Here is a 26,743-nt window from a genome sequence, read left to right as displayed (position 1 = left end):
CCGGCAACGACGACGCCCCCGCCGGCACGAGGCCGGCGGGGGCGGGATCGGTTGCGCGGAGGCGCCGTTACTTGGCCGCGCCGTGGCAGAACTTGTACTTCTTGCCCGAGCCGCAGGGGCACGGCGCGTTGCGGGCCGGCTCCTTGGACCCGGTCACCGTCGCCGTCTTCGCGGCCTTGGCCGCCCCGCTCTCCTTGGGCGAGGCGTCGAGGCTGGGCGCCGAGTAGGTCAGGTTCTCCTGCCGGCGCGGCTCCTCGAGGCCCTTGACCGCCAGCTGCGGGCCGGTGCCCGACGGGGCCTCGTCCTCCGCGGCGGGAGCGGGGGCGGCCGCGGCGCGCGCCGCCGGCGCCGTCTTCTTGCCCGGGCCCGACCCGGCGCTGCGGCGCGCGGCCGGCGCGGCGCCGGCCGGGGTCGTCGACGTCGTCCGGCCCGGCGCCGTCGCCCCGGGGGCGCCGGGCGGCGCGGTGCCGGCGCCGTTGCCGGCAGCGGCGGCCGCGGCGGCCTGCTGGCGGGCGAGCACGCGCGCCGTCCCCTCCTGGGCGGCGGCCAGCGCCTTGGCCTCGGCCTCGGCCTGCTTGGCGCGGGCCTCCTCCTCCTGCTGCTCCTTGGTCTTGACCTCGAGGTTGAACAGGAAGCCGACGGACTCCTCCTTGATGCCGTCGAGCATCGCGTTGAACATGTCGAAGCCCTCGCGCTGGTACTCCACGACGGGGTCGCGGTTGGCCATCGCGCGCAGGTGGATGCCGGCCCGCAGGTAGTCCATCTCGTAGAGGTGCTCGCGCCACTTGCGGTCGAGCACGCTGAGCAGCACCCGCCGCTCCAGCTCCCGCATGACCTCGCCGCCGAGCGTGGCCTCGCGCTCCTCGTAGGCGCGGTGCACGTCGTCGAGCAGCTCCGACCTGAGCGTCTCGGCCGACAGCGCCGCCTGCTCGCCGTCGGCGACCCGGTCCAGCAGCTCGTCGCGGTCCAGCCCGACCGGGTAGAGGGCCTTGAGACCGGTCCACAGCTGCTCGAGGTCCCAGTCCTCGGCGTAGCCGGTCTCCGTCGCGCCGTCGACGTAGGCGCCGATGACGTCGTCGAGCATGTGCTGGACCTGGTCGGCCAGGTCCTCGCCGTCGAGGATCTTGCGCCGCTCGTCGTAGATGACGGTGCGCTGGCGGTTGAGCACCTCGTCGTACTTGAGGACGTTCTTGCGGATCTCGAAGTTCTGCTGCTCGACCTGGGTCTGCGCCGACAGGATCGCGCGGCTGACCATCTTCGACTCGATCGGCTGGTCGTCGGGCACCCGCAGGGTGTTCATCATCGACTCGAGCATCGGGCCGTTGAACCGGCGCATCAGGTCGTCACCGAGGGAGAGGTAGAACCGCGACTCCCCCGGGTCGCCCTGCCGGCCGGAGCGGCCGCGCAGCTGGTTGTCGATGCGGCGGCTCTCGTGCCGCTCGGTGCCGAGCACGTAGAGACCGCCGGCCTCGACGACCTGCTCGTGCTCGTCCTCGACCTGCTTCTTCGCCGCGGCCAGCGCGTCGTCCCAGGCGGCCTCGTACTCCTCCGGGGTCTCCGTCGGGGTCAGGCCCCGGGCGCGCAGATCCTCGTCGGCGATGAAGTCGGGGCTGCCGCCGAGCTGGATGTCGGTGCCGCGGCCGGCCATGTTGGTGGCCACGGTGACCGCGCCCAGCCGCCCGGCCTGGGCGACGATGTGCGCCTCCCGCGCGTGGTTCTTCGCGTTGAGGACCTCGTGCTTGATGCCGCGCCGCAGCAGGTACTTCGAGAGCAGCTCGGACTTCTCGACGCTGGCGGTGCCGACCAGCACCGGCTGGCCGGCCTCGTGCCGCTCGGCGATGTCGTCGACGACCGCCTCGAGCTTGGCCTTCTCGGTCTTGTAGATGACGTCGGACCGGTCGATGCGGACCATCGGCCGGTTGGTCGGGATCGGGACGACGCCCAGCTTGTAGGTCTGGGAGAGCTCGGCCGCCTCGGTCTGGGCGGTGCCGGTCATCCCCGACAGCTTCTCGTAGAGCCGGAAGTAGTTCTGCAGCGTGATCGTGGCGAGGGTCTGGTTCTCGTCCTTGATCTGCACCTTCTCCTTGGCCTCGATGGCCTGGTGCATGCCCTCGTTGTAGCGCCGGCCCGACAGCACGCGGCCGGTGAACTCGTCGACGATGAGCACCTCGCCGTTGCTGACGATGTACTGCTGGTCGCGGTGGTAGAGCTCCTTGGCCTTCAGCGCGTTGTTCAGGTAGCTGATCAGCGGGGAGTTGACCGCCTCGTACAGGTTGTCGATGCCGAGCTGGTCCTCGACGAACTCGACGCCCTCCTCGGTGACGGCGACCGTGCGCTTGGCCTCCTCGACCTCGTAGTGCACGTCGCGCTTCATCATCGGGACGATCCGCGCGAACTCCTGGTACCACTTGCCGGCCGACTCGGCGGGCCCGCTGATGATCAGCGGCGTGCGCGCCTCGTCGATGAGGATGGAGTCGACCTCGTCGACGATCGCGTAGTTGTGGCCGCGCTGGACCAGGTCGGCCTTGCTCCAGGCCATGTTGTCGCGCAGGTAGTCGAAGCCGAACTCGTTGTTCGTGCCGTAGGTGATGTCGCAGGCGTACTGCTCGCGCCGGTGCGCCGGCCGCTCGCCGGAGAGGATCGTGCCCACCGACAGGCCGAGGAACCGGTGCACCCGCCCCATCCACTCGGCGTCGCGCTTGGCGAGGTAGTCGTTCACGGTGATCACGTGCACGCCGTCGCCGGTGAGGGCGTTGAGGTAGGCGGGGAGGACGCCGGTGAGCGTCTTGCCCTCACCGGTGCGCATCTCGGCGATGTTCCCCAGGTGCAGCGCGGCGCCGCCCATGATCTGCACGCGGAAGTGCCGCTGGCCCAGCGTGCGGGTCGCGGCCTCCCGGACGACGGCGAACGCCTCGGGCAGCAGCTCGTCGAGGGTCTCGCCGTCGGCGTGGCGCTCCTTGAACTCGTCCGTCTTCGCCCGCAGCTCGGCGTCGGTCAGGTCGACGTAGTCGTCGGCCAGCGACTCGACCGCGTCGGCGATCTTGTGCAGCCGGCGGACGATCTTGCCCTCACCGGCACGGAGGATCCTCGAGAACACCACGACCCCAGGGTAGGCGGCCCGGCCGGGTGCACGGTCATCTGCACGCATACCCTCCGCCGGTGGCTTCCGACCCCCGCACCCTGGGCCCCGGCACGCTCAGCTTCCTCACCGAGCGGCACCTCGCGACGCTGACCACCCTGCGCCCCGACGGCAGCCCGCACGTGGTCCCGGTGGGTGTCACGTTCGACCCGGGGACGGCGACCGCCCGGGTGATCACCTCCGGGACCTCGGCCAAGGCCCGGCACGTGCGCGCCGGGCAGTCCCGGGTGGCGGTCTGCCAGGTCGACGGCCGCCGGTGGCTGACCCTCGAGGGGACGGCGGTGGTGCGCGACGACGCCGCATCGGTGGCCGACGCCGTCGAGCGCTACGCCCGCCGCTACAAGCAGCCGCGGGAGAACCCGGCACGGGTGGTCATCGAGATATCGGTCGACCGGGTCCTGGGCAACGCATGACCATGGCCGGGTGACAGCCCCCGACGGCATGGACCTGAGCGGCGTCGACCTGACCACCGAGGTGGTGCGCACCGAGCGCCTGGTGCTGCGCCCGCACCGGCCGGACGACGCCGACGCCGTCTTCGCCGCCTGCCAGGACGCCGACATCCAGCGCTGGATCACCGCCCTCTCGCTGCCCTACGACCACGAGCAGGCGCGGGTCTGGGTGTCGGAGGTGGCGCCGGCCGAGCGGGCCGAGGGCCGTGGGATGCCGGTCGTCGTCGAGGCCGACGGCGTCCTGGTCGGCTCGGCGGGGGTCCACTTCCGCGGCGGCCGGCTCGGGCCCGAGGTCGGGTACTGGATCGCCGCGCCCGCGCGGGGCCGGGGCTACGCCGCGGAGACGGCGCACGCGCTGGCGGAGTGGGCGCTGGGGCTGGGCGCGCCGCGGGTGCACCTGGTCGCCGACGTCGGCAACACGGCCTCGCAGGTCACCGCCGAGCGCGCCGGGTTCCGGCGGGAGGGCGTGGTGCGGGGCTGCCTGGACGACCGGTCGGGCGGGCGCTCCGACGCGGTGCTGTTCGGCCGGCTGCCCGGGGACTGACAGCGGGGGGGGGGGGGGGGGGGGGGGGGGGGGCCGCGCGCGCGCCCCGCCGCGGCCCCCCCCCCCCCCCCCCCCCCCCCCCCCCCCCCCCCCCGTCGGGACTCAGACCGAGGCCGTCACGGGCTCGGCGGGAGAGGTGGCGCGGGACGCGTCGCCGTCGAGGGGCACGTCGACCAGCCGGATGAGGCCGTAGTCGTAGGCGTGCCGGCGGTAGACCACCGTCGGCTGCCCCGTGTCCGCGCACTGGAAGAGGAAGAAGTCGTGGCCGACCAGTTCCATCTCGTGGAGGGCCTGGTCGACGTGCATCGGCGTCGCCGGGTGGTGCTTCTCCCGGACGATCTGCCCGGGCAGGTGCTCGTCGAGGTCTGTGACGAGGGGTTCGCCGTCGACGGCGCCGTCGAGGGCGTCACCGGCGGCCGACGGAGCCGACGGAGCGAGGGCGGGCAGCGGCTCGGCGGAGTTGCCGGCGATCCGCACGCTGGCCGGGGTGCGCCGGCCGTGGTGCACCCGGCGGCGGTCGGCCGCCCGGCGCAGCCGGTTCTCGAGCTTGCTGCACGCGAGGTCCAGCGCCGCGTAGAAGTCCGGCCCCGCGGCCTCGGCCCGGACGACGGGGCCCTTGCCCCGCAGCGTGATCTCGACGCGCTGGCAGCTCGCCGACTGTCGAGGGTTCTTCTCGTGGAACAGCTCGACGTCCATCCGGAGCATCTTCAGCTTCCCGTCGAACCGGTCGAGCGAGCCGACCTTGTCCTCGACGTGCTGGCGATAGTGTTCCGGCACTTCGACGTTCCGGCCGCGGACAACGATCTCCATGAGACCTCCCGGGTGTACGGGGATGTGTCCGGTTGAACGCTAGTCGTCCCCCAGGTGTCCCGACAGTCGATCAGCCGCACCCGCCGGCCCCCCGTCACCGGTACGGCGCGGTCCGCCCAGGTGGGGTCCGGGACTCCCGCCCGGCCGTCCGCCGCGGGGTCGCCGCGACCACCGCGGCCAGCACCGGCGTGTCGGCCCGGCGCGCCGTCCCGAGCACGGCCGCGGCCTCGGTGAGCGTCGCCCCGCTGGTCACCACGTCGTCGACGAGCACCACCACGGAGCCGGGTGCGACGGCGACGCCGGGCCGCAGCGCGAACGTGCCGGCCAGGTTGGCCCGCCGCTGGGCCGCCGTCAGCCCGGCGGAGTCGGCCACCCGGCCCGACCGGCGCAGCAGGCGCTCTGCGGTGGCCGGCACCCCGGCCGCCCGCAGCTCCGCGACCGCGCAGCCGGTGAGCTCGGCGACGTGGTCGCGGCCCCGGGTGCGCAGCGCCGCGCGGGTGGCCGGCAGCGGCACGAGCAGCACCGGCGTGCGGGGGCCGGCGGCGGGCACCCCGGCGCGGACGGCGGCGACCGCCAGGGCGAGCGCCGCGCCCAGCGGCCGCGCCAGCTCGGCGCGGCCGTGCTCCTTGAAGGCGTTGACCGCCGGACGGACGGGCCCGTCGTACACGGCGGCCGCCACCGTCGGCGGGAAGCCGGCCGGGAAGCGCCGCGGTTGGGCCAGGTGCGGAACGGCGAAGGCCGCCGCGCAGCGCGGGCACAGCAGCACCCCGGGCACGCCACAGCCGGCGCAGATCCGCGGGAGCACCAGGTCGACGAGGGGATCGGCCAGCGCGGCGACCAGGTCCCGGACGGCGCGCACGACCCACCCTGCACGGTGCGGCCGCCCCTGCCCAGGCCGCCCGTCCCCCTGTGGACGGCGCTAGACCGGGAAGAACGGCTCCGTGCCGAGGACCGCCGGCTGCCCGCGGCGCAGCGTCAGCCACGTCCCGCCCGACAGCTGCCACATCGAGCCACCCGCGCTGACCAGCGGCTGCTGGCTCGGGGCGGCCGCGATCGAGGTCGGCTGGCCGGGCAGCCCTGCGGTCGACACCGCACTGAGGTCGGACCCGTCGACGCCGAGCGAGTACGGGATCCCCCCTCCCTCGGGCCCCTCGGCGGCGAGGACCAGCAACCGGTCGGCGGCGCTCCACGCCACGTCGGTCACCCCGCCCAGCGTGGGGGCCACCGGCCGGAGGTCGCGCAGGGTCACCGGGGCGTCCTCCTCCCGGGCGACCGTGCCGACGTACAGCCGGCCGGTGACCACCACGGCCGCGCGCACCCCGTCCGGGGAGAGCTGCAGCGCCGATGCCCGGCCCAGTGCCTGCAGGGACGGCGCGCTGACCGTCTCCGGCGTCCCGTCGGCCGGCACGAGGGCGATCTCGGTGCCGTCGCGGACGGTCCAGAACTCGCTCCGGGTGGCCGCGACGGTGGGCGTGGTCAGCGGCCCGCCCGGCGGGAGCGCTGGGGCGAGCTCGCCGCCGTAGGGACCGCGCAGCAGGACCGTGCGGTCGGCGGTGACCCCGACCATCGACGTCAGCTCCCCCGTGCGCGCATCGGCCGAGACCGCCGCGGAGAACAGGCCGTACGCACCACCACCGGCCGGGCCCGGCGCCGGCGACCCGTCGGCCAGCCGCAGCGCTCCGGCCTCCACGAAGTGCCCGACCGCGTCGAGCGGGGCGGCCTCCGGGTCGAAGCCCGACCAGTCCTCGACCGACTGCAGGACGGGCACGCCCTCCAGGCCCAGCGGCTCGCCGTCGACCAGCAGCTCCACCGACGGCGCACCCGGCAACTGGTGCAGCGTCCACACCACCTGGGCCGACAGCACGGACAGCTCCGGAGGTGCGAGGTCGGCCACCCCGGAGAGGTCGACGGTGACCGACTGCCCCTCCGCGGACACCGAGCGGACCAGCGTCGCCCCCTGGAGCAGGTTCTCCACCCCCGGGCCCAGGGCCGGCGACGGCCCGGCCAGCAGCCGCTCCACCAGCGCCGTCGGCTGGGAGTCGCCCTCGATCAGGTAGCGCGGGTCCGGCACCACCCGCTGCAGGGTCGGGTCGACGAAGTACACGGCCCGCTGGTCGTAGATCCGCTCGAAGTCGGGCTGCGCCATCAGCAGGCCGTTCAGGGGGAGGCTGCTGATCCGCCACTCCCCGTCGACCTGCTCGAGCGCGAACTGCCCGGCGAACTCCCCCGCACCGACGGCGAACACCCCGCGGGGGTCGACGGTGCCGATGGAGTCCCCGGTCACGACCACGCGGCCGGGCTCGGTGGTGACGGTGGCGTAGTCGGCCGCGACCACCGTGATGCCCGCCTCGTCGGACCAGGAGTCCGCGACGTCGTCGGTCAGGTACATCCGTGCCACGGGGTGCCCGCGGGCGGTGCTGGCGGCGGCGCTGATGAAGTCCCGGACGATCTCCTCGGGCGTCGCCCCCTCCTCCGGCTCGAGGGGCTCGATGCCCACGGCCTCGGCGTCGCGGGCCGGCTCCTGGGTGATCTGCACGGTGGGCGAGCTGGACGGGACCGTCGAGCAGCCCGCCAGCAGCAGGGCGCCGAGCAGCACGCCCGGGAGGCGGCGGCTCACGTCGTCCCCCCGGGACGGCGGACGATCGCCGGGCGCAGCGGCAGCGGCGAGCTCGTGAGCTCCGCGCCGGCGGTCAGCGGCAGCGTCAGCCGGAACTGGGCGCCCAGGCCCGGCGAGCCCCACACCTGCAGCCAGCCGCCGTGCAGCCGCGCGTCCTCGAGGCTGATCGAGAGCCCGAGGCCGCTGCCCCCGACCGTGCGCACCCGCGAGGGGTCGGCGCGCCAGAACCGGTCGAACACGTGCTGGGCCTCGGCCGGGCCCAGGCCCACGCCGAAGTCGCGGACGGTGAGGGCCACCGCGGCCCGGTTCGCCGCCCAGGTGATCTCGACCGGCCGCCCGGCGCCGTGCTCGATCGCGTTGCCGACCAGGTTGCGCAGGATGCGCTGCACCCGCCGGGCGTCGACCTCGGCGATGACCGGCTGCGAGGGGCCGCTGACCCGCAGCTCGCAGCCGTGCATCGTCGCCAGCGCCGACATGTCCCCGGTCACCCGCTGCACCAGCGCGCCCACGTCGGTGGGCTCCCAGTCGAGCACCGCGGCGCCGGCGTCGTAGCGGCTGATCTCCAGCAGGTCGGTGAGCAGCGACTCGAACCGGTCGAGCTCGGCGTGCAGCAGCTCGGCGGAGCGGGCCACGTGCGGCGGGAAGTCGCCGCGGGACTCGTGCAGCACCTCGGCGGCCATCTGCACGGTGGTCAGCGGGGTGCGCAGCTCGTGGCTGACGTCGGAGGTGAACCGCTGCTGCAGCTGGGAGAGCCCCTCCAGCTGGGTGATCTGCCGCTGGAGGCTGTCGGCCATCGCGTTGAAGCTGGTGGCCAGCCGCGCCAGGTCGTCCTCGCCCCGGACCGTCATGCGCTCCTCGAGCTGGCCCTCGGCCAGCCGCTGGGCGGTGCCCGCGGCCCGCCGTACGGGGTCGACCACCAGCCGGGTGACCAGCACCCCGATGCCGACGACGAACAGGGTGAGCGCGATGCCGCTGATCACGACCGTGCTGCGGATCCGCGACAGGCTCTCCTCCTCCTGGTCGAGGGGGAAGGCGTAGTACAGGTCGAACCGCTCGTCGGCGACCGTGTCGACGGTGACCGGCGCCCCGATGAGCAGGGTCGGCTGCGGCTCGCCGTCGGTGTCGGGGACGAGGGCGTACTGGGAGAACTGCCCGCCGGAGTCCACGCCGGCGCGCAGCTGGTCCGGCAGCGCGGTGAAGACGGCACGCCGGCCCGCGGGCAGCTCGCGGTCGCCGGTGCGGTGGACCATCACGACGTCGAAGTCACCGGCCGAGCCCGCCCTGCTCTTGAGGCCCTGCACGGTGCGGTCGAGGGTGGCGCGCAGGCTCGCGGCGTCACCGGTCGCGATGCCGGCCACCTCGTCGCGGGCGTAGACCACACCGGCCTGCGCCTGGTCGACCGCGGCGTCCCGCTTGACCGACAGCAGCTGGTCGCGGATCTGGCTGAACAGCACCATGCTGACGATCACCACGACGGTGCCGGCGACGACCATGGTGATGGCGCCGATCCGCACGTGCAGCGACGAGCGCCAGGCCTGCGCGGCACCCTGCGCGAGCCGGCGCACGGTGCGGCGGGCGCGCGCCGCCCGCACCTGCACCCGCCGCCGCAGCCGGGCCACCCGGTCGGGGCCACGCGGTGCCGCGGGCGCCGGCTCGGCGGCCGGCGAGGCGGCCGGCGGTGCGACGGCCGGCGCCTCCGCCGGCACGGGCCGAGCCGTCATGGAGCCCCGATCACGGCGGGCCGGCCTTGTAGCCCACCCCGCGCACGGTCAGCACGATCTCCGGCCGCTCCGGGTCGCGCTCGATCTTGGCGCGCAGCCGCTGCACGTGGACGTTGACCAGCCGCGTGTCGGCCGCGTGCCGGTAGCCCCACACCTGCTCGAGCAGCAGCTCGCGGGTGAACACCTGGCGCGGCTTGCGGGCCAGCGCCACGAGGAGGTCGAACTCGAGCGGGGTGAGCGCGATCGGGACGCCGTCCCGGGTGACCTGGTGGGCCGGCACGTCGATGGCGATGTCGCCGATGGTCAGGTTCTCCGCCTGCCCGGACTCGCCGCGGCGCAGCTGCGCCCGCACGCGGGCCACGAGCTCCACCGGCTTGAAGGGCTTGGTGACGTAGTCGTCGGCGCCGGCCTCGAGGCCCTGGACGACGTCGATGGTGTCGCCCTTGGCGGTCAGCATCACGATGGGGACGCTGGACTGGGTCCGGATGTCCTGGCAGATCTGCAGCCCGTTGCGGCCGGGCAGCATGAGGTCCAGCAGGACGATGTCCGGGCGGGTCTGCTGGAAGACGCCCACCGCCCGGTTGCCGTCGGAGACGAAGGCCGGTTCGTAGCCCTCCCGGCGCAGGACGATGCCGAGCATCTCGGCGAGGGCTGCGTCGTCGTCGACGACGAGGACGCGGCCGCGGCTGGGGCCGTTCGAGGCTGCGGTGGATGCCACGCGCCCATTCTGCGCTGCCCGGACCCCGGAACGGCGACACCCGCCCGGTCGGATGACCGGACGGGTGTCGGGACGGCGCCGCAGGTCCCCCGCCCGGGGGGCCCTGCGGCAGCCGCTCAGTAGCGGTAGTGGTCGCTCTTGTACGGGCCCTCGACCGGCACGCCGATGTAGTCGGCCTGCACCTTGGTCAGCTCGGTGAGCTTCACGCCGAGGGCGTCGAGGTGCAGCCGGGCCACGTGCTCGTCGAGCTTCTTCGGCAGGACGGTGACCGTGGGGGTCTTGCCCTCGTAGGCCGCGCGATTGCCCCACAGCTCGATCTGGGCGAGCACCTGGTTGGAGAACGAGGCGCTCATGACGAAGCTGGGGTGCCCGGTGGCGTTGCCGAGGTTCAGCAGCCGGCCCTCGGAGAGCACGATGATCGTGTGGCCGTCGGCGAACCGCCACTCGTCGACCTGCGGCTTGATCGTCGTCCGCTCGACGCCCGGGGTGCGGGCGAGGCCGGCCATGTCGATCTCGTTGTCGAAGTGGCCGATGTTGCCGATGATCGCCTGGTGCTTGGTCGAGGCCAGCTGCTCGGCCGTGATGATGTCCTTGTTGCCGGTGGCCGTGATGATGATGTCGGCCTTGCCGATGACCTCGTCGAGCGTGGTCACCTCGTAGCCGTGCATCGCCGCCTGCAGGGCGTTGATCGGGTCGATCTCGGTGACGATCACGCGGGCGCCCTGGCCGCGCAGCGACTCGGCGCAGCCCTTGCCCACGTCGCCGTAGCCGCAGACGACGGCGACCTTGCCGCCGATCATCACGTCGGTGGCGCGGTTGATGCCGTCGATGAGCGAGTGCCGGCAGCCGTAGAGGTTGTCGAACTTGCTCTTGGTGACCGAGTCGTTGACGTTGATCGCCGGGAAGAGCAGCCGGCCGTCGCGGGCGAGCTCGTAGAGCCGCATGACGCCGGTGGTGGTCTCCTCGGTGACGCCCTTGATGCCCTGGCCGATGCGGGTCCAGTAGCCGCCGTCCTCCGCGAGGGTGCCGCGCAGGACGTCGAGGATGACGCCGTACTCCTCGGAGTCGGCCTCGGTGGTGTCGGGGACGGCGCCGTCGGCCTCGAACCGGGTGCCCAGGTGCACCAGGAGGGTGGCGTCGCCGCCGTCGTCGAGCAGCATGTTCGGGCCGACGACCGCGCCGGTCTCGTCGCGGAACTCGAACAGGCGCTGGGTGCACCACCAGTAGTCCTCGAGCGTCTCGCCCTTCCAGGCGAAGACGGGCACGCCGGCCGGCGCCTCGGGGGTCCCGTCGCCGACGACGATCGCGGCGGCGGCGTGGTCCTGGGTGGAGAAGATGTTGCAGCTGACCCAGCGGACGTCGGCGCCGAGGGCGACCAGCGTCTCGATGAGGACGGCGGTCTGCACGGTCATGTGCAGCGACCCGGCGATGCGGGCGCCGGCGAGCGGCTGCTCGTCGCCGTACTCGGCGCGCAGCGCCATCAGGCCGGGCATCTCGTGCTCGGCGAGGGAGATCTCCTTGCGGCCGAAGCCGGCGAGGGAGAGGTCGGCGACCTTGAAGTCACCGTCGGACAGGACAACGGTGCCGGAAGGGGCAGTCATGTCGCTCCAGGGATGAGGCCCGCGGCGGCGTGCGCGGCGGGTCCAGGTGCAGGGAGAAGCGAGCATGCCGAGGCCTCGGCGGGGCTCGTGCCGTCGTCCAGGGTAACCCGAGGCGACGGCGGCGTCTCCGGTGTCGTCGGGTCCCGGCGTCAGGCCTCGCAGCCGACGCCGTCGCCGTCGCCGTCGAAGGCCGGGTCGAAGCCGGGCTCGCCGCGCCGGATCGGCGCGGCGCCGGCCGCCCGGACGGCCGCGCAGTCGGCGTAGGTGACGGGCGCGTCCGGGGCCGGCGGCGTGCCCGGCGAGCGGCCGGGCAGCGGCTCGTCCGGGCAGCCGGCCAGGACGCCGGCGGCGGCGTCCCGCTCGGCGGCGGTCATCCACAGCCCGTACTCGTGCTTCACCGCGACCTGCCGGGCGACGTAGGCGCAGCGGTAGCCGCGGTTGGGCGGCAGCCAGGTCGCCGCGTCGCCGTCCCCCTTCTGCTGGTTGAGCGGCCCGTCGACGGCGAGCAGGTTGAGCGGGTCGTTGGCGAAGGCGACGCGGGTGTCGGCGTCCCAGCGCTGCGCGCCCTTCTGCCAGGCGTCCGACAGCGCGACGACGTGGTCGATCTGGACGTCGTCGCTGGTGTCCTGGCCGCGGCGGAACTCGATCGTCGTCCCGGAGTAGGGGTCGGCGAGGGTGCCGGAGACGACGACGCAGTCGCGGGTGCCCGGCTCGAACGCCTCGCCGGTCAGGTCCCGGGCGAGGACGTCGTTGCGGGTGTCGCACCCGTTGCGGTCGGTGTCGACCCAGCCGGAGCCGAACTCGTCGCGGTCGTAGCCGGTGGTGGGGGCCCGGCCGCGGACCTCCAGCTCCCCCAGCGCGGCGAGCGCCGTGTCCGGCCGCGCGCCCTCGACGGCGGAGTCGACCGTGTGGTCGGTGTCGCTGCCGTAGGTGACCTCGCAGCCGCCGAGGACGGCGGCCGCCAGCAGGGCGAGCGCGGGGCCCAGCGGCCCCCGGGTGCGCACGGCGCGGACCTCCTCCGGTGCGGCGGTGCCGGACCGGTGGACGCTACGTCCGTGCCGCCCCGGTCCCGGGGAGACACGCGGGGGCTAGCGGAGGTTGGTCGTCGTCCGGTAGAGGACGGCGGGCCCGCGGGCGCTCACCGGCTCGCCGGCGGGCACGAACGCCGACTCGCCGCGGCGCAGCACCAGCTCCCCGTCGCCGGCGGCCAGCACCGCCTCGCCCTCGGTACACAGCAGCACCTGGGGGCCGGCGGTGGTGAGGCTGCCCGCGTAGGAGTCGAGCTGGCAGCGGGTGAGGTCGAAGTCCTCGACCGGCACCGGGTAGCGCAGTCCACCGGGACCGAGCACGGGGTGCAGCACCGGCACCCGGCCGTCGGTGAAGTCGAGGACCTCGATGAGCGCGGCCAGGTCGACGTGCTTGCGGGTCAGCCCGCCCCGGAGCACGTTGTCGGAGCTGGCCATGACCTCCACGCCCGCGCCGCACAGGTAGGCGTGCAGGTTGCCGGCCGGCAGGAAGACCGCCTCGCCCGGGGCCAGCTTCAGGTGGTTGCACATCAGCGAGATGACGACGCCGGGGTCACCCGGGTAGGCCTCGGCGAGCCGGGCGGCCCAGCGGTAGGTGTTGATGAACTCCGGGTCGGCGGCGGCGACGAACTGCCCGGCCCTGCGCGCGACCGCCTCGACCAGGTGCGTGCGCCGCTTGCCCGACAGCGCGATGAGCTGCGGGATGGCGGCGCGCAGGCCGCCGCGGGCCAGGGCGGCGATGGTCGGCTTGAGCTCGGGCAGCTGCAGCTTGGCCAGGCAGTGCAGCGACTCCTCGACGGGCCGGAACCCGCACAGCGCCTCGAAGGTGGTCAGCGCGAGCAGCAGCTCGGGCTTGTGCCAGGGGTCCTTGAAGGTCCGGGTCGGGTCGTCGTGCGGGATCCCCGTCGCCTCCTCGGCGGCGTAGCCGGCCATCGCCTGCTCGATGGTGGGGTGGGCCTGCAGCGACAGCGGGGAGTCGGCGGCCAGCACCTTCATGAGGAACGGCAGCCGGGCACCGAAGCGCTCGACGACCCGCGGGCCGAGCAGCCGCTGCGGGTCCTCGTCGATCGCCTTGTCCAGCGGCCGGCCGTCGGCCAGCAGGCTCGGCAGATCGGGGTGGGCGCCCATCCACAGCTCGGCGTGCGGCTGGTCGGCCGGGGACGGCCGGCCGAGGAGCTCGGGGATGACGGTGTGACTGCCCCACGGGTAGTGACGCACGTTGCTGGTGAGGTGCCACATCGACGAGGAGGTTACCGGCGAGTTGGGCACCTGAGGTGTCTAGCCCCCGCCGACTGCGTCCGGCATCCCCCGGGAGGACGAAGGCCCGCCCGGGCGCCTGGGCCCCGGGACGGTCAGACGGCGGCGGCGCGGACGTCCGGGGCGCCCAGCCGCGCGGCGTCGGCGGTGTGGTCGTCGGGCATCCGCTGCGACTCCCGCTCGGCGGCCACCCGGGCCTCGTAGTGGGTGACCTCACGCTCGGTCCGCTCGGCGTCCCAGCCCAGGACCCCGGCCATGAGCCGCGCCACGGCCGGGGCGGACTCCGTCCCCCGGTGGGGGGTGGTGATCGACACGCGGGTGCGCCGGGTGAGGACGTCGTCGAGGTGCAGGGCGCCCTCGGCGGTGACCGCGTGCACGACCTCCGCGGTCAGGTGCGCGGGCGCGCCGGGCAGCGGCCGCGCCAGCTCGGGGTCGGCCGCGGCGAGGGCGAGCACGGCGCCGACCTGGTCGCCGTGCCGCTGCAGCAGCCGCGCGACGGTGTCCTCGGGCAGGCCCGCGGCGGCGGCGAGGTCGGGGGCGGCGTCCTTCACGGCGGCCCAGCGGTGCGCGCCGACCAGCGGCAGGTGCGCCGTCCGCGACTCGGGGACGCCGGGGAGGCCGGCCGTGGCCGCGTCGACGGCGTCGGCCGCCATGACCCGGTAGGTCGTGTACTTGCCGCCGGCGACGAGCACCAGGCCGGGTACCGGGGTGACCACCGCGTGCTCCCGCGACAGGCGGCTGGTCTGGTCGGCCTCGCCGGCCAGCAGCGGGCGCAGCCCGGCGTAGACGCCGATGATCCGGTCGGGGGTCAGCGGCCGGGCCAGCACCCGGTTGACCTGGCCGAGCAAGTAGGCGATGTCCGCGCTGCTGGCCGCCGGGTGGTCGCGGTCGAGCCGCCACGGGGTGTCGGTGGTGCCGACGATCCACTGCTCGCCCCACGGGATGACGAACAGGACGCTGGTCGGCGTCCGCAGGATGAGGCCGGGCCGGGTCCCGTCCGGCTCGCCGCCGGTGGCGACACCCCCGGGGAGGCTGCCGCCGTCGATCGCGTCGCGGGGCACGACCAGGTGGACGCCCTTGCTGGCCCGCACCTTGAGGCTGGGGGCGGAGCCGCCGAGCATCTCCCCCACGTCGTCGCTCCACACGCCCGTGGCCGCGATGACGCTGCGGGCGCGGACGACGAACGAGGAACCATCGGTCAGGTCGGCCACCCGCACGCCGACGACCGGTGCTGTGGCATCCCCGCCCGCCCCGCCGTCGCGCAGGACGGTGGTGACGCGCGCGCTGGAGAGGACGGCGGCGCCGTAGGCGGCGGCGGTCCGGACGACGGCCAGGGTGTGCCGGGCGTCGTCGACCTGGGCGTCCCAGTAGCGGATGGCGCCCCGGATGGCGTCGCGGCGCAGGCCGGGGAACTCGGCGAGCGCGGCGCGGCGGGACAGGTGGCGGTGGGCCGGGACGCCGCGCTCGGAGGTCAGCGCCGCGCCGAGGACGTCGTAGAGGGCGACGCCGGCGCCGTAGTAGGCGCGCTGCCAGACCGGGGCGGTGAGCGGCAGCAGGAACGGCAGCGGGCGGACCAGGTGCGGCGCGATCGTCGCGACCAGCCGGGACCGCTCCTGCAGCGCCTCGTGGACCAGCGGGAAGGCGAGTTGCTCGAGGTAGCGCAGGCCGCCGTGGATCAGCTTGCTCGACCGGCTGGAGGTGCCGGCGGCCCAGTCGCGGGCCTCCACCAGCCCCACCGACAGGCCGCGGCTGGCCGCGTCGAGCGCCGCGCCGGCGCCGGTGACGCCACCGCCGATGACCAGGACGTCGACCACGCCGTCGGCCAGGCGCGCGCGGTCGGCGCGGCGCCGCTCCGGCGACAGCAGCGTGCGGTCGCTGGCTCCCCGTTCCATGTCCCCCACTGTCCCCCGCCGAGCGCGGGCCGTGCCCGCGCGAGCGGTCCTCGGCCGTCTCAGTGGTGCGCCGGCTGTCCCTTGTGCCGCAGCCGCTGCACCAGCATCACGACGGCCACCACGACGGCGCCGACGGCCAGCCCCACGACCGCGCTCGCCAGCGTGTTGACCAGCCAGCCGACGACCCCGCCCAGCCCGCCGGTGGCGTCGTGCGCCCCCTCCTCCAGGTGGTGCACGAAGTCGTAGAGCGGGTGCCAGCCCAGGTCGTGCGTGCCGACCAGCAGGATGTGACCACCGACCCACAGCATCGCGGCGGTGCCGATGACCGCCAGCGCGGTGAGCAGCCGGGGCATCGCCTTGACCAGGCCGCGGCCGAAGCGCGCCGTCCCGCCGCTCCCCTTCTCGGCGAGCCGCAGACCGGCGTCGTCCATCTTCACGATGCCCGCGACCACGCCGTAGACCAGCACGGTGATCGCGATGGCGACCACGATGAGGGTGAACAGCCGGGCGACGAACGGTTCGTCGGTCACCTCGTTGAGCGAGATCACCATGATCTCGGCCGAGAGGATGAAGTCGGTGCGCACGGCGCCCGAGACGATCGTGTTCTCGTCCTTGGGTTCGTCCCCGTCCGCGCCGTGCCCGTGCGAGTGCCCGCTGACCTTCTCCCAGATCTTCTCCGCGCCCTCGTAGCACAGGTAGGCGCCGCCGAGCATGAGGAGCGGGGTCAGCAGCCCCTCGAGGAACTGGCTGAGCAGCATGATCGCCGGGAGGATGAAGACCAGCTTGTTGATCAGTGAGCCCTTGGCGATCCGCAGGACGATCGGGATCTCGCGCTCGGCGGCCAGGCCGCGCACGTACTGCGGGGTGACCGCGGTGTCGTCGACGACGACGCCCGCGGCCTTCGCGCTCGCCTTCGCGGCCGCGGCGCCGATGTCGTCGACGGACGCCGCGGCGGCGCGGGTCAGCGTGGCGATGTCGTCGAACAGAGCTGCCAGTCCACCGGCCACGGGAGGTCCTTCCGATCGCTGCGCGGTCGTCGTTCTCGTCTGATGGTGGTGCGTCCGGCCGCGTCACGCGACCGGGTCTCAGGAGCGCAGGGCGCGTTCCTGGTCCAGGGCGAGCGCGAGGTACACCGCGCTGAAGTCGGCCACCGCGAGCTGCCGCGCCAGCCGGCACGTCCGGCCGTACCGCTCGGGCTCACCGTGTTCGGCCAGACCGCTCACCGGGACGTTGGCGGTGGTCGCGGTGCGCAGCACCTCGTTCATCGCCTCGGCCGCCGACCGCGGCTCGCGCTCGCCGCCGCCGTCGGCGTCCCCCGCGTCGGTGTCGCGGATGGTCAGCAGCCGCAGCCGGCGCCCGGTGTCCTCGGCGCGGTCGCGGAAGAAGTCGTCCTCGCCGTCCCGGGGGGCCAGTGGACCGGCGAGGACCGAGCGGGCGGCCACCCGCTGGTCGGGCAGGCGGAAGGTGGTCACCGGCAGGCCGGCGAGCGTCTCGAGCTGGTCGGCCACCCGTGCGGCGGCCGCGCCCGCGAGCGGGCCCTCGGCGGCGATCACCGGGAGCGCGTCGAGCAGCTCGAGGGCCAGCGTCTTGGCCGGGTTGACGAAGGACTCCTGCGCCGGGCCGCACTCGCGGGCCACCTCTTCCAGCGCGTCGGCGACGAGGTCGAGCGCGGCCGTCTCCGGGGAGACGAGGCCTAGGCCGGTCGCCAGCTGGAGCAGCGGCGTGAGCAGCGACCACAGCGTCGTGTGCTGGACGCGGGACCGCGGCAGCGGGACGTAGGGCGCGCGGGCGGTCGAGCAGGCGGCGCGCAGCGGCGCGTCGTCGGCCCCGATCCCGACCAGCGTGACCCCGCGCCGGGCGGCCTCGTAGGCCGGGGCGACGGCGTACCGGCCGGCTCCGGTGCGGGTGGCGACCACCGCGATGTCGGTCGGCCCCGTCCACACCGGCAGGTCCGGCCCCGGGACGACGTCGACGGTCACCGGGCTGGCCGGGCCCAGAAGAGCGCGCAGCACCGACGCCGCCACGGCGCCCTCGCGGCGGGCCACGATGACCAGGCCGCGGGGGCGGCCGCCCTCGGTGACCCGGTCCAGCCCGGCCTCCTCGGTGAGCCGGGCCGTCTCCCGCACCTGCGCCCCGGCGCCCGCGACGGCGGGCAGCAACCCGCGGGGGTCCCGGGCACGCAGCACGTCCAGGTCGTCGAGGACCTCCTCGGCCAGCTCCGGCGAGGTCATGCGCCGGCGGTCCCCCGCTGCCGCGCCAGCTCCTCGGGGCCGCGGGTGCGGGCCTCGTCGAGCAGCAGCACCGGGATGCCGTCACGGACGGGGAACGCCCGGTCGCACGTGGTGCACAGCAGCTCGCTCGCGGCCTCGTCGACCTCGAGCGGGCTGTGGTGGGTGTCGGGGCAGGCCAGGATCTCCAGCAGCGCGGGGTCCAGGCCCAGGGGGCCGGTCGTCTCGGTCATGCGCGCACCATCTCCAGTACTCGGTCCCGAAGCCGTTCCATGGCCGCGGTGTCGGGTGCCTCCACGTTGAGGCGCAGCAGCGGCTCGGTGTTGCTCGCCCGCAGGTTGAACCAGGACCCGTCGGGCAGCTCGACGGTCAGCCCGTCGAGGTCGTCGATCGAGACGCCCTCGACCTCCTCGTAGGCGGCACGCACCTCGGCGGTGCGCGCCGCGGCGTCGGCCACCGTGGAGTTGATCTCCCCGGAGGCGGCGTAGCGGCTGTAGGCAGCGGTGAGCTCCGACAGCGGCCGGCTCTGCTCACCGAGCGCCGCCAGCACGTGCATCGCGGCCAGCATGCCGGTGTCGGCGCGCCAGAAGTCGCGGAAGTAGTAGTGCGCCGAGTGCTCCCCGCCGAAGACCGCGTCGGTGCGGGCCATCTCGGCCTTGATGAAGGAGTGCCCGACGCGGGTGCGCACCGGCTCGCCGCCGTGCTCCCGCACGATCTCGGGCACGGCCCGCGAGGTGATCAGGTTGTGGATGATCGTCGTCCCGCGGCCCTTGGCCAGCTCGCGGACGGCGACCAGCGCCGTGATGGCCGAGGGGCTGACCGGCTCGCCGCGTTCGTCCACCACGAACACCCGGTCGGCGTCCCCGTCGAACGCCAGGCCGATGTCGGCGCCCTCACGCACCACGGCCGCCTGCAGGTCGACGAGGTTGGCGGGGTCCAGCGGGTTCGCCTCGTGGTTGGGGAAGCTGCCGTCGAGCTCGAAGTAGAGCGGGACGACGTCCAGCGGCAGCCCCTCGAGCACCACGGGGACGGTGTGCCCGCCCATGCCGTTGCCGGCGTCGACGACGACCTTGAGCGGCCGGATGCCGGAGAGGTCGACCAGCGAGCGCAGGTGGGCGGCGTACTCCGCAAGCAGGTCGCGCTGGCCGATCGAGGCCTGCCGGTCCGGCGTCCGGTCGTAGCCGTCCCGCTCGGCCCACTCGCGGATCGTGGCCAGCCCGGACTCCTGCCCGATCGGGGCGGCCCCGGCACGGCACATCTTGATGCCGTTGTACTGCGCCGGGTTGTGGCTGGCGGTGAACATCGCGCCCGGGACGCCGAGCGAGCCGGCCGCGAAGTACAGCAGGTCGGTCGAGCCCAGCCCGGCCTCCACGACGTCCACCCCGCGGGAGAGGACCCCCTCGGCGAACGCCCGCGACAGCGGCACCGACGAGTCGCGCATGTCGTGGGCGGTGACCACGGCGCTCGCGCCGCTCTCGGTGCGCACGAACTCGGCGAAGGCGGCACCGATGCGTCGCGCGACGTCCTCGTCCCACTCGTCGGGGACCACACCGCGGACGTCGTAGGCCTTGATGATCGAGCCCAGGTCACCCACGTGTCAGCAGCCCCTCGCCGGAAGTCGCGCCCACTCCTCGGCGGGCGCCGGTCGATCCTAGAAGGAGGACCGCTCCCCCACTGCCTGCGGCGACGACCCGCTCGGGCACGGAGCGGTCCGAACTGCCGGCACGCGAGACGGCCGGCGCGTGCGTGGCGAGGCCGGCGGTACGTCCTCGGGCGGGGCGCGGGATCGGCTGCATGGCTGACACCGTGCCGGACGCGGATGACACCGGCCGATGCGTCGTCCACAGGCGCCGACCTCGTCCACAGATGCGTTTCCGCTGGTCAGTCCGTTGCGCGGTGGATAAAATCGAACGCATGTGCGATATGGCTGGCAGCGGGGACGGCGGCACGTCGTCGCCGGCCGAGGCCGCCCTGCGGGACCTCGTGGAGGGGTCGACCGCCCGCTTCGACGTCCGCCGGCCGCGGGGTCGGTGGATCGCCGAGGCGCTGCACGGCCATGGCGGTGGTGGCCTGCTCGCGGAAGCGCGCCGAGCCAAGCGCGCGAGGGAGCGGACCCGGCCGGGCGCAGAGTCGCCGGTCGAGGCGGCTCCCGAGATGCACGAGGCCCCAGCCGACGGGCCGTCGACGCCGGCGGATGCGCGGGCCCGGCTGCTGGACGAGGGTGCGGGGTGGCTGGACGCGGCGGCGGAGTTCGAGCGGGGGCTGGCGCAGTTGGCCGGGGCCCGGGCGCGGGCGTTGGCGGCGTTCGCGCGGTGCCGGCCGGTGTCGTGGGACCGGCAGCCCGGGGAACGGGGTGCGGCGTCGGCGGCGTCGCGGGCGGCGCGCCCTGCGGCGCTGACGCCGGTGAGTGAGTGGGCCGCCGACGAGGTGGCCGTGCGGCTGCGGATGGCGGGATCCACCGCCTCGGGGCTGTTGGCGGAGTCGGTGGAGCTGGTCGAGCAGTTGCCGGGCACGTTGGCGGCGCTGGAGACCAAGGACATGTCCTGGGCCCAGGCGCGGGCGTTGGTGGAGTTGCTGCGGCCGGTGGCGGTGGGCGAGAAGGCGGCGGCGGAGGCGCGGGTGCTGCCGCGGGCGGCGGGGCAGACGGTGGCCCAGTTGCGGGAGTGCACCCGGCGGGCGATCGCCCGGATCGATACCGAGGCGGCGCTGCGCCGGCTCACCGCGGCGATCCAGGGCCGGAAGGTGACCCGGCAGGCCGGGCAGGACGGGATGGCGGTGCTGACCGCGTGGCTGCCGGCGCCGGTGGCGCGGCCTGTGCGGAGGGGCTTCGCGCTCACGCCCAGGCGTGCGCGGTCGATGCCCAGGGGCGGCCGGATCCGCGCAGCCTGGACCAGCGGATGGCCGACTACCTGGCCGATCTGATCCTGCGTCCGGACGCTGCCGGCCGGTCCCCGGTGCGGGTGCTGCTCACCTTGATCGCCTCGGTCGGCACGCTGACCGGAACCGGTCCCGACGCCGATGAGCCTGGGGAGCTCGACGGGGAGACCGTGCCTGCGGCGCTGGTCCGCGAACTGGCCCACACCCTCGGCCTGCTACCCCGACCGGCCACCCCGGCCGACGACACCGGCGCAGAGGACACCGGCGCCACCGCCACCGACGCCGAGGGCGCCGACACCGACGCCACTGACACCGAGGGCGCCGACACTGACGCCGAGGCCGTCGCCGTCGAGAGCACCGGGGGCGGCAGCATCGAGGTCGTGGGCACCGGCGCTGAGTGCGCCGGCGTCGAGGGCACGGAGGTCGCCGCGGTCCTGGACGGTGCCGGCGAGGGCGGCGAGGCGCTCGATGACGACGGCGCACAGTCGGGTCGCTGGCGGCGCTGTTGGAGCTGCGCCGGCTGTCCGACACCGGGCTGGCCGAGCGACCCCGGATCGCCGTCGTCGACGCCCTCACCGGATGCCTGCTCGCGCTCACCGACAGCATCCAGATCCGCGCCGCCGTCGGTGACGGCACCGGCCTGGGGCCCCCGCCGGAGACCGACGGCTACCGACCCTCCGCCCCGCTGGACCGCTTCGTCCGGCTCCGCGACCGACGCTGCCGCTTCCCCGGCTGCCGGGCCCGCGCCCGCCGCAGCGACCTGGACCACCGCACCCCCCACCCGCTGGGCCCGACCTCCCACCACGACCTCGAGAGCCTGTGCGAACACCACCACCGGTTGTCCCACCAGGCTCCGGGCTGGCAGCTGAGCGGCTCGGGCGACGGCGGGCTGGTCTGGACCCTGCCCGGCGGCGCGACGCTCACCACCGTCCCGCCCCGCTTCGGCGCCGACGACGGCCGTCAACCCGCCACCACCGGCAGGAACCGGACAGCGAGCAGCTCAGACACCGAGGACGTCGACTGGCGCCGGCTCACCCCCGACCAGCGCCGCGAGCAGATGCGACTGCGCATCTGCGGACGCCCTCCCCGACCAGGCGACCGACCCGCGCCCTTCTGACCGCTCCACCCGCCAGGTGTCCAGGCCGAGCCCGAGTGGAGCGGTCAGCCGGGGTGGCCGAGTCGCCCTTCCGGCGAGGTCGGGCGACGGCGCGAGGCACGTGCGCTCCCCGGCGAAGGCTCCGCGGGACCCGGGCGGGACGGGGCGCGGCGAGTCGGGCCGGGCGCCGGGGGGGGACGAGCGCGGTGCAGGCAGCACAGGGCAGGGCGCGGCACAGCCGCTCGCCCGCCGGCCTCAGCTGAGGTCGGGCAGCACCCGGAGGTGGCCGCGGCGCGTGCCACGGCCGTCGTCGGCAGGGTCGCGGGGCGGCTCGGGACGCGCGGCCTCGCGCACGGCGTCGGCCAGTGCCAGCAGGTCGTCCCCGGTCGGGCCGACGTCGTCGACGTCGATCTCGTGCCGGACGACCTCCCAGCCGCGCGGCACGGTCAGCCGCTCGGCGTGGAACTCGCAGAGGTCGTAGCTGTGCGGCTCCGAGAACGTCGCCAACGGACCGACGACGGCGGTCGACTCCGCGTAGACGTAGGTCAGGGTCGCCGCTGCCGGTTGCGCGCAACCGCTGCGCGAGCAGCGACGTGACTGCCTCACCACCGGTTCCTCACGGGCCTGACAGTAGACGCGCGACGGCGGGGATGGGAGCAGGCGCACCGGGTTTCTCCGGTGACGGGAGCAGGAGCCACATCCTGCACGATGGACCCCATGGGCACCGACAGCGACCCGGTCCTGGTCCTGGGCGGCCGGAGCGAGATCGGGCTGGCCGTCGCGCAGCGGCTGGTGGCGGCCGGTTCCCGGCGCGTCGTGCTGGCCGCCCGGCGCGCCGACGCCCTCGCCGAGGAGGTCCGGCTGCTCCGCGAGGCGGGGGCCACCGAGGTGCACTGCGTCGAGTTCGACGCCGACGACCTCGCCGGCCACGAGCGCCTCCTGGCGGAGGTCGAGCAACGGCACGGTCTGCCCGGCACCACGCTGGTGGCGTTCGGCGTCCTGGGCGACCAGGCCGCCGCTGAGCGGGACCCGGCCGCCGCCGTGGCCGTGGTGCACACCGACTACGTCGCCCAGGTCCACCTGCTCACCCTGCTGGCCCGGCGGTACCGGGAGGCGGGCGGGGGCCGGCTCGTCGTCTTCTCGTCCGTCGCCGGGGTGCGGGTGCGCCGGGCCAACTACGTCTACGGCTCGGCGAAGGCCGGGCTCGACGGCTTCGCCAGCGGCCTCACCGACGCGCTCGCCGGTACGGGGGTGCGGCTGCTGCTGGTCCGCCCCGGTTTCGTGGTCGGCCGGATGACCGCCGGGATGTCGCCGGCCCCGCTGTCCAGCACGCCGGACACCGTCGCCGACGCGGTGGTCTCGGCGTTGGCCCGCGACCGCGAGGTGGTCTGGGTGCCGGGCTCGCTGCGCTGGCTGTCGGCGTTGATGCGGGTCACGCCCCGCGTGCTGTGGCGCCGGCTGCCCCGCTGAGTCGTACCCTCCTGTCGCCATGACCCGACCTCCCCGCCGACCGTCGCGGTCCCGCCGGGACCGGCACGGCCGCGGGCTCCGCGGACGGCTGGTCCCCGGCGAGGTCCCCCTGTCCCGCAGCCGCGCCGAGCAGTTCGACGACCTCGTGCTCGACGCCGTCGAGGACCTGGAGCGCCGCTGGGAGCGCGAGCTGGCCGGCGTCGAGTTCGCCGTCGAGGACGTGCCCTGGGTCGAGCACACCAGCCCCGACGAGGTCGTCCTCGACGCCGACGTCCTCGACGACGGCAGCGTCCCGCTCGCCCGCGTGCTGCCCGCCCACCGCGACGGCGGCCGTGAGGTGCCGGCCCGGATCGTCGTCTACCGGCGGCCGCTCGAGATCCGGGCACACGACCGCGACGACCTCGCCGACCTGGTCCGCGACGTCGTGGTCGACCAGGTCGCCGTGCTCCTGGGCCGCGACCCGGAGGAGATCGACCCCACCGGCTGAGTCAGCCGGCGACCGGGCTGCCCAGCTCGGCCGCCCGGGACCGCGCCTCGCTCAGCCGCGCACGTGCGGCGGCGAGGTCGGGCTCCCCCGCCCGGCCGGTGCCGGTCACCCGCCCGACGAGCTGCTCCAGCGCGACCGCGTGCCACAGCAGGCCGACGTCCGGCCCCTCCCAGCCGGCGGTGCGGTCGAGCACCGTGTCGGCGATCTGCTCCCGGTCCTCCGCGTCGGGCGTGGAGGCCCACAGCGTCAGCAGGTCCCGGTGCCGCGGCGCCGCGCGGACCCCCGTCCACTCCAGCACGACCAGCCCACCCTCGGTGTCGAGGACGGCGTTGGCCGCGCGGAAGTCCCCGTGGGTGACCTCCGACAGCGGCAGCTGGGCGGCGGCGGCCCGGACGGCGCGGAGCTCCCCCAGCCGCACCCCGGCCCGCACCAGCCGCCCCGCGTCCTGCACCGTCCCGCGGACCCGGCCCAGGCCGCGGCCGGCCGGCGGCTGCCACGGCGCCCCGGGTGGCGCCGGCAGCGGTGCGATCCGGACGGCGGCGTCGACCGCCGCCGCCGTCCACCGCGGACCCCCCGACGGCGCCGGGTGCAGCCGCCGGGAGAGCAGCCAGCGGCCGTCGTCGGCCGCGGCCAGCACCTCCGGGACGCCGATGCCCCGCTCCTCGGCCCAGCGCCGCCCCCGCAGCTCGGCGCGCAGCCGGCGCCGTCCGCTCTCGGTGACCGCGAGGTCGAGGACCCGGTCGGGCAGCACCCCGGTCACCGTGCCCAGCCCCGCGCTGTGGTCGGCGACGGACGTCGGCGACGAGCCCACACCCAGCTCGCCGAGCAGCGCCTCGAGCCGCTCGCGCAGGGCGCCCTCGGCGGCGCCGGACCCGTTCGCGACCATGCCCCGGATCGTCGCAGCCACCCCGGGGCCCCGCTCGCAGAGCCGCGGCGGGCGGGGCCGGACGGCGCCCCTGCGATGCTGGGCGGCGATGGACGCCGCCGTGGCAGGAGTGCTGGGGGCCGTCCTGCTCGTCCTCGCCGGGCTGCTCGCCCTCCCGCTCGCGCTGCGGCGCCCCCGGCCGACGGACCCGGCGCCGGCCGCGCCCGTCTCCGGTGCGCGGCCGCCCGCCTTCCCGGACGACGACCTGCCCGCGTTCCGGGCGGCGCCGCCGGGGACCCCCGGCGCCGCCCCACCGGAGCGCCGGCCGGCCCGGGTCCGCATGGCGCCCCCCGTCAGCGGTGCCGACGACGGGGATCGGGCCGCGGCGCGGGTGCTCGTCGCCCTGGCCGCCGCCGCGCTGGCGCTGGTGGCGGTCCTCGCGCTGCTGGCCGGCGCCGAGTCCGGCACGGACGACGGGGCTGACCCACCGGCCGGCCCCACCGCGGGGGCCGCGCCCGCGTCGTCCGAACGGCCCGTGCCGCCGCTGCCCGCGGTGCCGGCCACCCCTCTGTCCGGCGCCCCCGGGGCCGGCGCGCTGGCGATGCTGTCGGTCCCGCTGGACGACGACGGCTGGGCGGCCCGGCTCGCCTTCGCGCCGCTGGTCCTCGAGCCCCGGGCGGTGGGGGCCACCGTCGCCGTCCCGGCGGTCGGCGTGACCCGCCGGGCCGACGGCACGGCACTGGCGCACGTGCGGCTGCCCACCTGGAACTGCCTGGCCGCCGAGGCGCCGCCGGACCCGGCCGCCGCCGGCTGCGCCCCCGGCCCGGTCGAGTACGCCGACCTGCCCTCCCCCGCCCTGCAGAGCACCGTCGAGGAGGGCCGGCTGCGGCTGACCGGCCGCTTCCCCACCTACACCCGGCCGGCCGGCGGCGCGCCGGTCTACACGGGCCGGGTCTACGAGCTCACCGTGACGGTGTCCGCACGGGGGCGGGACGACGGCCGGAGCGGGTGGGCACCGGCCGAGGGCACGCTGTTCCTCGGGCTGACCCGCGCGGAGTCGGTCGACGACCCGGCGCTCAGCGCGGTGCGACGGGGCGGCTGAGCCACCCGGCGGCCAGCCGCAGGGAGGTGCTGGGCGCCCCCATCTCCCGGCCGACCGCCGCCGGGTCGCCGCAGGAGACCCACGGCTGCCGGTCCGCGCCGTCGACGAGGGTCAGCAGGACCGCCCGCGGGGAGCCGTCCCCGGGCACGACCGCCACCTCGACCTGGCCGATGGCCGCGTGCAGCCGGGCGGCGGCGCGCAGCAGGAGGCGCCGGGCGGGGTCGGGTTGGGCGGCGAGCAGGGCGGGCAGCCACCGCTCGACCTCCCGCGGCTCCCGGCTGCGCAGAGCCGGTCCGCCCAGCGCGTCCAGCCGGTCGACCAGCCGGGTCGTCCGGGTCGTGGCGAAGGCGGCGTCGGCGCGCAGCCCGCCGAGGGCGCGCAGGGTCGGGTCGCCCATCGGCAGGCCGGTCAGCGCCAGCGTCCACGGGGTCCGCCGGCCGGCGGTGAGGGACATGACGCCGGCGGCGAGCCGGGCGGCCACGTCGTCGTCCCGGGCCAGCAGCCGGGCGGGCGGCCGGCCCGGCGGCAGCGGACCGGCGGCGTCCCCCAGCAGCGCGATCTCGCAGCCGGCGCCGCGGCGCCGGAGGGTGAGCAGCGCGAGCCCGTCGGGCCGGGCGCCGGGGACGCGCTCCACCACCACCGCGACGGGCCGGCCGGCGCCGGGCCGCACGTTGAGGACCGCGGTCAGCCAGGGACCCCGCGCCGGGACCGGCGCGCGCAGCGCACCCATGAGGGGCGCGGCCGCCCTCAGCTCCCGGACGACGTGCTCACGGCCGGTCACCACCCGCGTCTGCACGGGCCACATACGACCACAGCCGCCGATGCGGATCGCATCGACGGCTGTG

24 protein-coding genes are annotated in these 26,743 nt (G+C 75.6%); 7 read left to right on the top strand and 17 right to left on the bottom strand.

The annotated features are described in order from the left end of the window. Window positions 1-67 precede the first annotated feature (67 nt). Window positions 68-3,100 (bottom strand): preprotein translocase subunit SecA, encoded by a 3,033-nt coding sequence (gene secA, locus ACI8AX_RS17455; RefSeq protein ID WP_456551109.1) that lies wholly within the window; start codon window positions 3,098-3,100, stop codon window positions 68-70. A 59-nt stretch (window positions 3,101-3,159) separates the two neighbouring features. Between secA and ACI8AX_RS17450 the strand changes: the two genes are divergently transcribed. Beyond that, window positions 3,160-3,552, top strand: a complete 393-nt coding sequence (locus tag ACI8AX_RS17450; RefSeq protein ID WP_456551108.1) for a pyridoxamine 5'-phosphate oxidase family protein — start codon at window positions 3,160-3,162, stop codon at window positions 3,550-3,552. A 10-nt stretch (window positions 3,553-3,562) separates the two neighbouring features. Further along, a complete protein-coding gene (locus ACI8AX_RS17445; RefSeq protein WP_456551107.1) occupies window positions 3,563-4,132 on the top strand; it encodes a GNAT family N-acetyltransferase in 570 nt (189 codons plus the stop codon). Between the two features lie 102 nt (window positions 4,133-4,234). On the opposite strand, the gene hpf is transcribed toward ACI8AX_RS17445, so the two are convergent. The 13 genes from hpf to ACI8AX_RS17380 all read right to left on the bottom strand — a co-directional run bounded on the left by hpf (window position 4,235) and on the right by ACI8AX_RS17380 (window position 19,595). After that, on the bottom strand, window positions 4,235-4,909 hold the full coding sequence (gene hpf / locus ACI8AX_RS17440; protein ID WP_456551106.1) for a ribosome hibernation-promoting factor, HPF/YfiA family: 675 nt from the start codon (window positions 4,907-4,909) through the stop codon (window positions 4,235-4,237). A 127-nt stretch (window positions 4,910-5,036) separates the two neighbouring features. Then, window positions 5,037-5,801 carry a ComF family protein gene (locus tag ACI8AX_RS17435; protein ID WP_456551105.1) on the bottom strand — a complete coding sequence of 255 codons (765 nt, stop codon included), beginning with the start codon at window positions 5,799-5,801 and terminating at the stop codon, window positions 5,037-5,039. A gap of 60 nt (window positions 5,802-5,861) precedes the next feature. After that, window positions 5,862-7,559, bottom strand: a complete 1,698-nt coding sequence (locus ACI8AX_RS17430; RefSeq protein WP_456551104.1) for an LpqB family beta-propeller domain-containing protein — start codon at window positions 7,557-7,559, stop codon at window positions 5,862-5,864. Continuing rightward, window positions 7,556-9,280: an MtrAB system histidine kinase MtrB gene (gene mtrB, locus ACI8AX_RS17425; protein ID WP_456551103.1), complete on the bottom strand. Its 1,725-nt coding sequence runs from the start codon at window positions 9,278-9,280 to the stop codon at window positions 7,556-7,558. Before mtrB ends, ACI8AX_RS17430 begins: the two co-directional genes overlap by 4 nt. A gap of 10 nt (window positions 9,281-9,290) precedes the next feature. Then, complete coding sequence (gene mtrA, locus ACI8AX_RS17420) at window positions 9,291-9,998, bottom strand: MtrAB system response regulator MtrA (protein ID WP_456551102.1); 708 nt, start codon at window positions 9,996-9,998, stop codon at window positions 9,291-9,293. 116 nt (window positions 9,999-10,114) lie between these two features. Further along, entirely contained in the window at window positions 10,115-11,599 is a 1,485-nt protein-coding gene (gene ahcY, locus ACI8AX_RS17415; RefSeq protein WP_456551101.1) for an adenosylhomocysteinase, read from the bottom strand. A gap of 149 nt (window positions 11,600-11,748) precedes the next feature. Beyond that, complete coding sequence (locus ACI8AX_RS17410) at window positions 11,749-12,603, bottom strand: GmrSD restriction endonuclease domain-containing protein (RefSeq protein WP_456551100.1); 855 nt, start codon at window positions 12,601-12,603, stop codon at window positions 11,749-11,751. Between the two features lie 84 nt (window positions 12,604-12,687). Next, on the bottom strand, window positions 12,688-13,863 hold the full coding sequence (manA, locus tag ACI8AX_RS17405) for a mannose-6-phosphate isomerase, class I (protein WP_456551099.1): 1,176 nt from the start codon (window positions 13,861-13,863) through the stop codon (window positions 12,688-12,690). Between the two features lie 113 nt (window positions 13,864-13,976). Beyond that, window positions 13,977-15,773 carry a glycerol-3-phosphate dehydrogenase/oxidase gene (locus ACI8AX_RS17400; RefSeq protein ID WP_456551098.1) on the bottom strand — a complete coding sequence of 599 codons (1,797 nt, stop codon included), beginning with the start codon at window positions 15,771-15,773 and terminating at the stop codon, window positions 13,977-13,979. Window positions 15,774-15,832: 59 nt separating this feature from the next. Beyond that, complete coding sequence (locus tag ACI8AX_RS17395; protein WP_456551097.1) at window positions 15,833-16,780, bottom strand: DUF808 domain-containing protein; 948 nt, start codon at window positions 16,778-16,780, stop codon at window positions 15,833-15,835. A gap of 78 nt (window positions 16,781-16,858) precedes the next feature. Beyond that, window positions 16,859-18,004 (bottom strand): SIS domain-containing protein, encoded by a 1,146-nt coding sequence (locus ACI8AX_RS17390; RefSeq protein ID WP_456551096.1) that lies wholly within the window; start codon window positions 18,002-18,004, stop codon window positions 16,859-16,861. Continuing rightward, window positions 18,001-18,234, bottom strand: a complete 234-nt coding sequence (locus ACI8AX_RS17385) for a Trm112 family protein (protein WP_456551095.1) — start codon at window positions 18,232-18,234, stop codon at window positions 18,001-18,003. The genes ACI8AX_RS17390 and ACI8AX_RS17385 overlap by 4 nt, the downstream gene beginning before the upstream one ends. Continuing rightward, window positions 18,231-19,595 carry a phosphomannomutase/phosphoglucomutase gene (locus tag ACI8AX_RS17380; protein ID WP_456551094.1) on the bottom strand — a complete coding sequence of 455 codons (1,365 nt, stop codon included), beginning with the start codon at window positions 19,593-19,595 and terminating at the stop codon, window positions 18,231-18,233. The genes ACI8AX_RS17385 and ACI8AX_RS17380 overlap by 4 nt, the downstream gene beginning before the upstream one ends. A 200-nt stretch (window positions 19,596-19,795) precedes the next feature. Here ACI8AX_RS17380 and ACI8AX_RS17375 point away from each other — a divergent pair, with 200 nt between their 5' ends. After that, complete coding sequence (locus ACI8AX_RS17375; protein WP_456551093.1) at window positions 19,796-20,923, top strand: DUF222 domain-containing protein; 1,128 nt, start codon at window positions 19,796-19,798, stop codon at window positions 20,921-20,923. Between the two features lie 460 nt (window positions 20,924-21,383). Next, window positions 21,384-21,995, top strand: a complete 612-nt coding sequence (locus ACI8AX_RS17370; RefSeq protein WP_456551092.1) for an HNH endonuclease signature motif containing protein — start codon at window positions 21,384-21,386, stop codon at window positions 21,993-21,995. Between the two features lie 234 nt (window positions 21,996-22,229). On the opposite strand, the gene ACI8AX_RS17365 is transcribed toward ACI8AX_RS17370, so the two are convergent. Further along, a complete protein-coding gene (locus tag ACI8AX_RS17365) occupies window positions 22,230-22,580 on the bottom strand; it encodes a DUF3499 domain-containing protein (protein WP_223223002.1) in 351 nt (116 codons plus the stop codon). A 111-nt stretch (window positions 22,581-22,691) separates the two neighbouring features. Between ACI8AX_RS17365 and ACI8AX_RS17360 the strand changes: the two genes are divergently transcribed. Beyond that, complete coding sequence (locus tag ACI8AX_RS17360; protein ID WP_456551091.1) at window positions 22,692-23,444, top strand: SDR family NAD(P)-dependent oxidoreductase; 753 nt, start codon at window positions 22,692-22,694, stop codon at window positions 23,442-23,444. 19 nt (window positions 23,445-23,463) lie between these two features. After that, window positions 23,464-23,931 (top strand): metallopeptidase family protein, encoded by a 468-nt coding sequence (locus ACI8AX_RS17355; RefSeq protein ID WP_456551090.1) that lies wholly within the window; start codon window positions 23,464-23,466, stop codon window positions 23,929-23,931. A 1-nt stretch (window position 23,932) separates the two neighbouring features. Here the strand turns inward: ACI8AX_RS17355 and ACI8AX_RS17350 are convergent, their stop codons facing one another. After that, window positions 23,933-24,817 carry a phosphotransferase gene (locus tag ACI8AX_RS17350; RefSeq protein ID WP_456551089.1) on the bottom strand — a complete coding sequence of 295 codons (885 nt, stop codon included), beginning with the start codon at window positions 24,815-24,817 and terminating at the stop codon, window positions 23,933-23,935. Window positions 24,818-24,905: 88 nt separating this feature from the next. Between ACI8AX_RS17350 and ACI8AX_RS17345 the strand changes: the two genes are divergently transcribed. Then, the gene (locus ACI8AX_RS17345; RefSeq protein ID WP_456551088.1) at window positions 24,906-25,898 is read left to right on the top strand and encodes a hypothetical protein; all 993 of its coding nucleotides are present in this window, start codon (window positions 24,906-24,908) and stop codon (window positions 25,896-25,898) included. Here the strand turns inward: ACI8AX_RS17345 and ACI8AX_RS17340 are convergent. Beyond that, the gene (locus ACI8AX_RS17340) at window positions 25,873-26,694 is read right to left on the bottom strand and encodes a hypothetical protein (protein ID WP_456551087.1); all 822 of its coding nucleotides are present in this window, start codon (window positions 26,692-26,694) and stop codon (window positions 25,873-25,875) included. The two genes, ACI8AX_RS17345 and ACI8AX_RS17340, sit on opposite strands and share 26 nt — an antisense overlap. Window positions 26,695-26,743: the final 49 nt, after the last annotated feature.

The organism is Blastococcus sp. SYSU D00813, from assembly GCF_054050735.1.
This window is presented reverse-complemented; position numbering and strand designations above follow the sequence as displayed.

Bases quoted from the DNA above. Each gene is read 5' to 3' on its own strand.
- mtrB (WP_456551103.1), bottom strand. From the start codon at position 9,280: ATGACGGCTCGGCCCGTGCCGGCGGAGGCGCCGGCCGTCGCACCGCCG.
- ACI8AX_RS17360 (WP_456551091.1), top strand. From the start codon at position 22,692: ATGGGCACCGACAGCGACCCGGTCCTGGTCCTGGGCGGCCGGAGCGAG.
- ACI8AX_RS17375 (WP_456551093.1), top strand. From the start codon at position 19,796: ATGGCTGACACCGTGCCGGACGCGGATGACACCGGCCGATGCGTCGTC.
- ACI8AX_RS17345 (WP_456551088.1), top strand. From the start codon at position 24,906: ATGGACGCCGCCGTGGCAGGAGTGCTGGGGGCCGTCCTGCTCGTCCTC.
- ACI8AX_RS17350 (WP_456551089.1), bottom strand. From the start codon at position 24,817: ATGGTCGCGAACGGGTCCGGCGCCGCCGAGGGCGCCCTGCGCGAGCGG.
- ACI8AX_RS17390 (WP_456551096.1), bottom strand. From the start codon at position 18,004: ATGACCTCGCCGGAGCTGGCCGAGGAGGTCCTCGACGACCTGGACGTG.
- ACI8AX_RS17355 (WP_456551090.1), top strand. From the start codon at position 23,464: ATGACCCGACCTCCCCGCCGACCGTCGCGGTCCCGCCGGGACCGGCAC.
- ACI8AX_RS17400 (WP_456551098.1), bottom strand. From the start codon at position 15,773: ATGGAACGGGGAGCCAGCGACCGCACGCTGCTGTCGCCGGAGCGGCGC.
- ahcY (WP_456551101.1), bottom strand. From the start codon at position 11,599: ATGACTGCCCCTTCCGGCACCGTTGTCCTGTCCGACGGTGACTTCAAG.
- manA (WP_456551099.1), bottom strand. From the start codon at position 13,863: ATGTGGCACCTCACCAGCAACGTGCGTCACTACCCGTGGGGCAGTCAC.
- ACI8AX_RS17385 (WP_456551095.1), bottom strand. From the start codon at position 18,234: ATGACCGAGACGACCGGCCCCCTGGGCCTGGACCCCGCGCTGCTGGAG.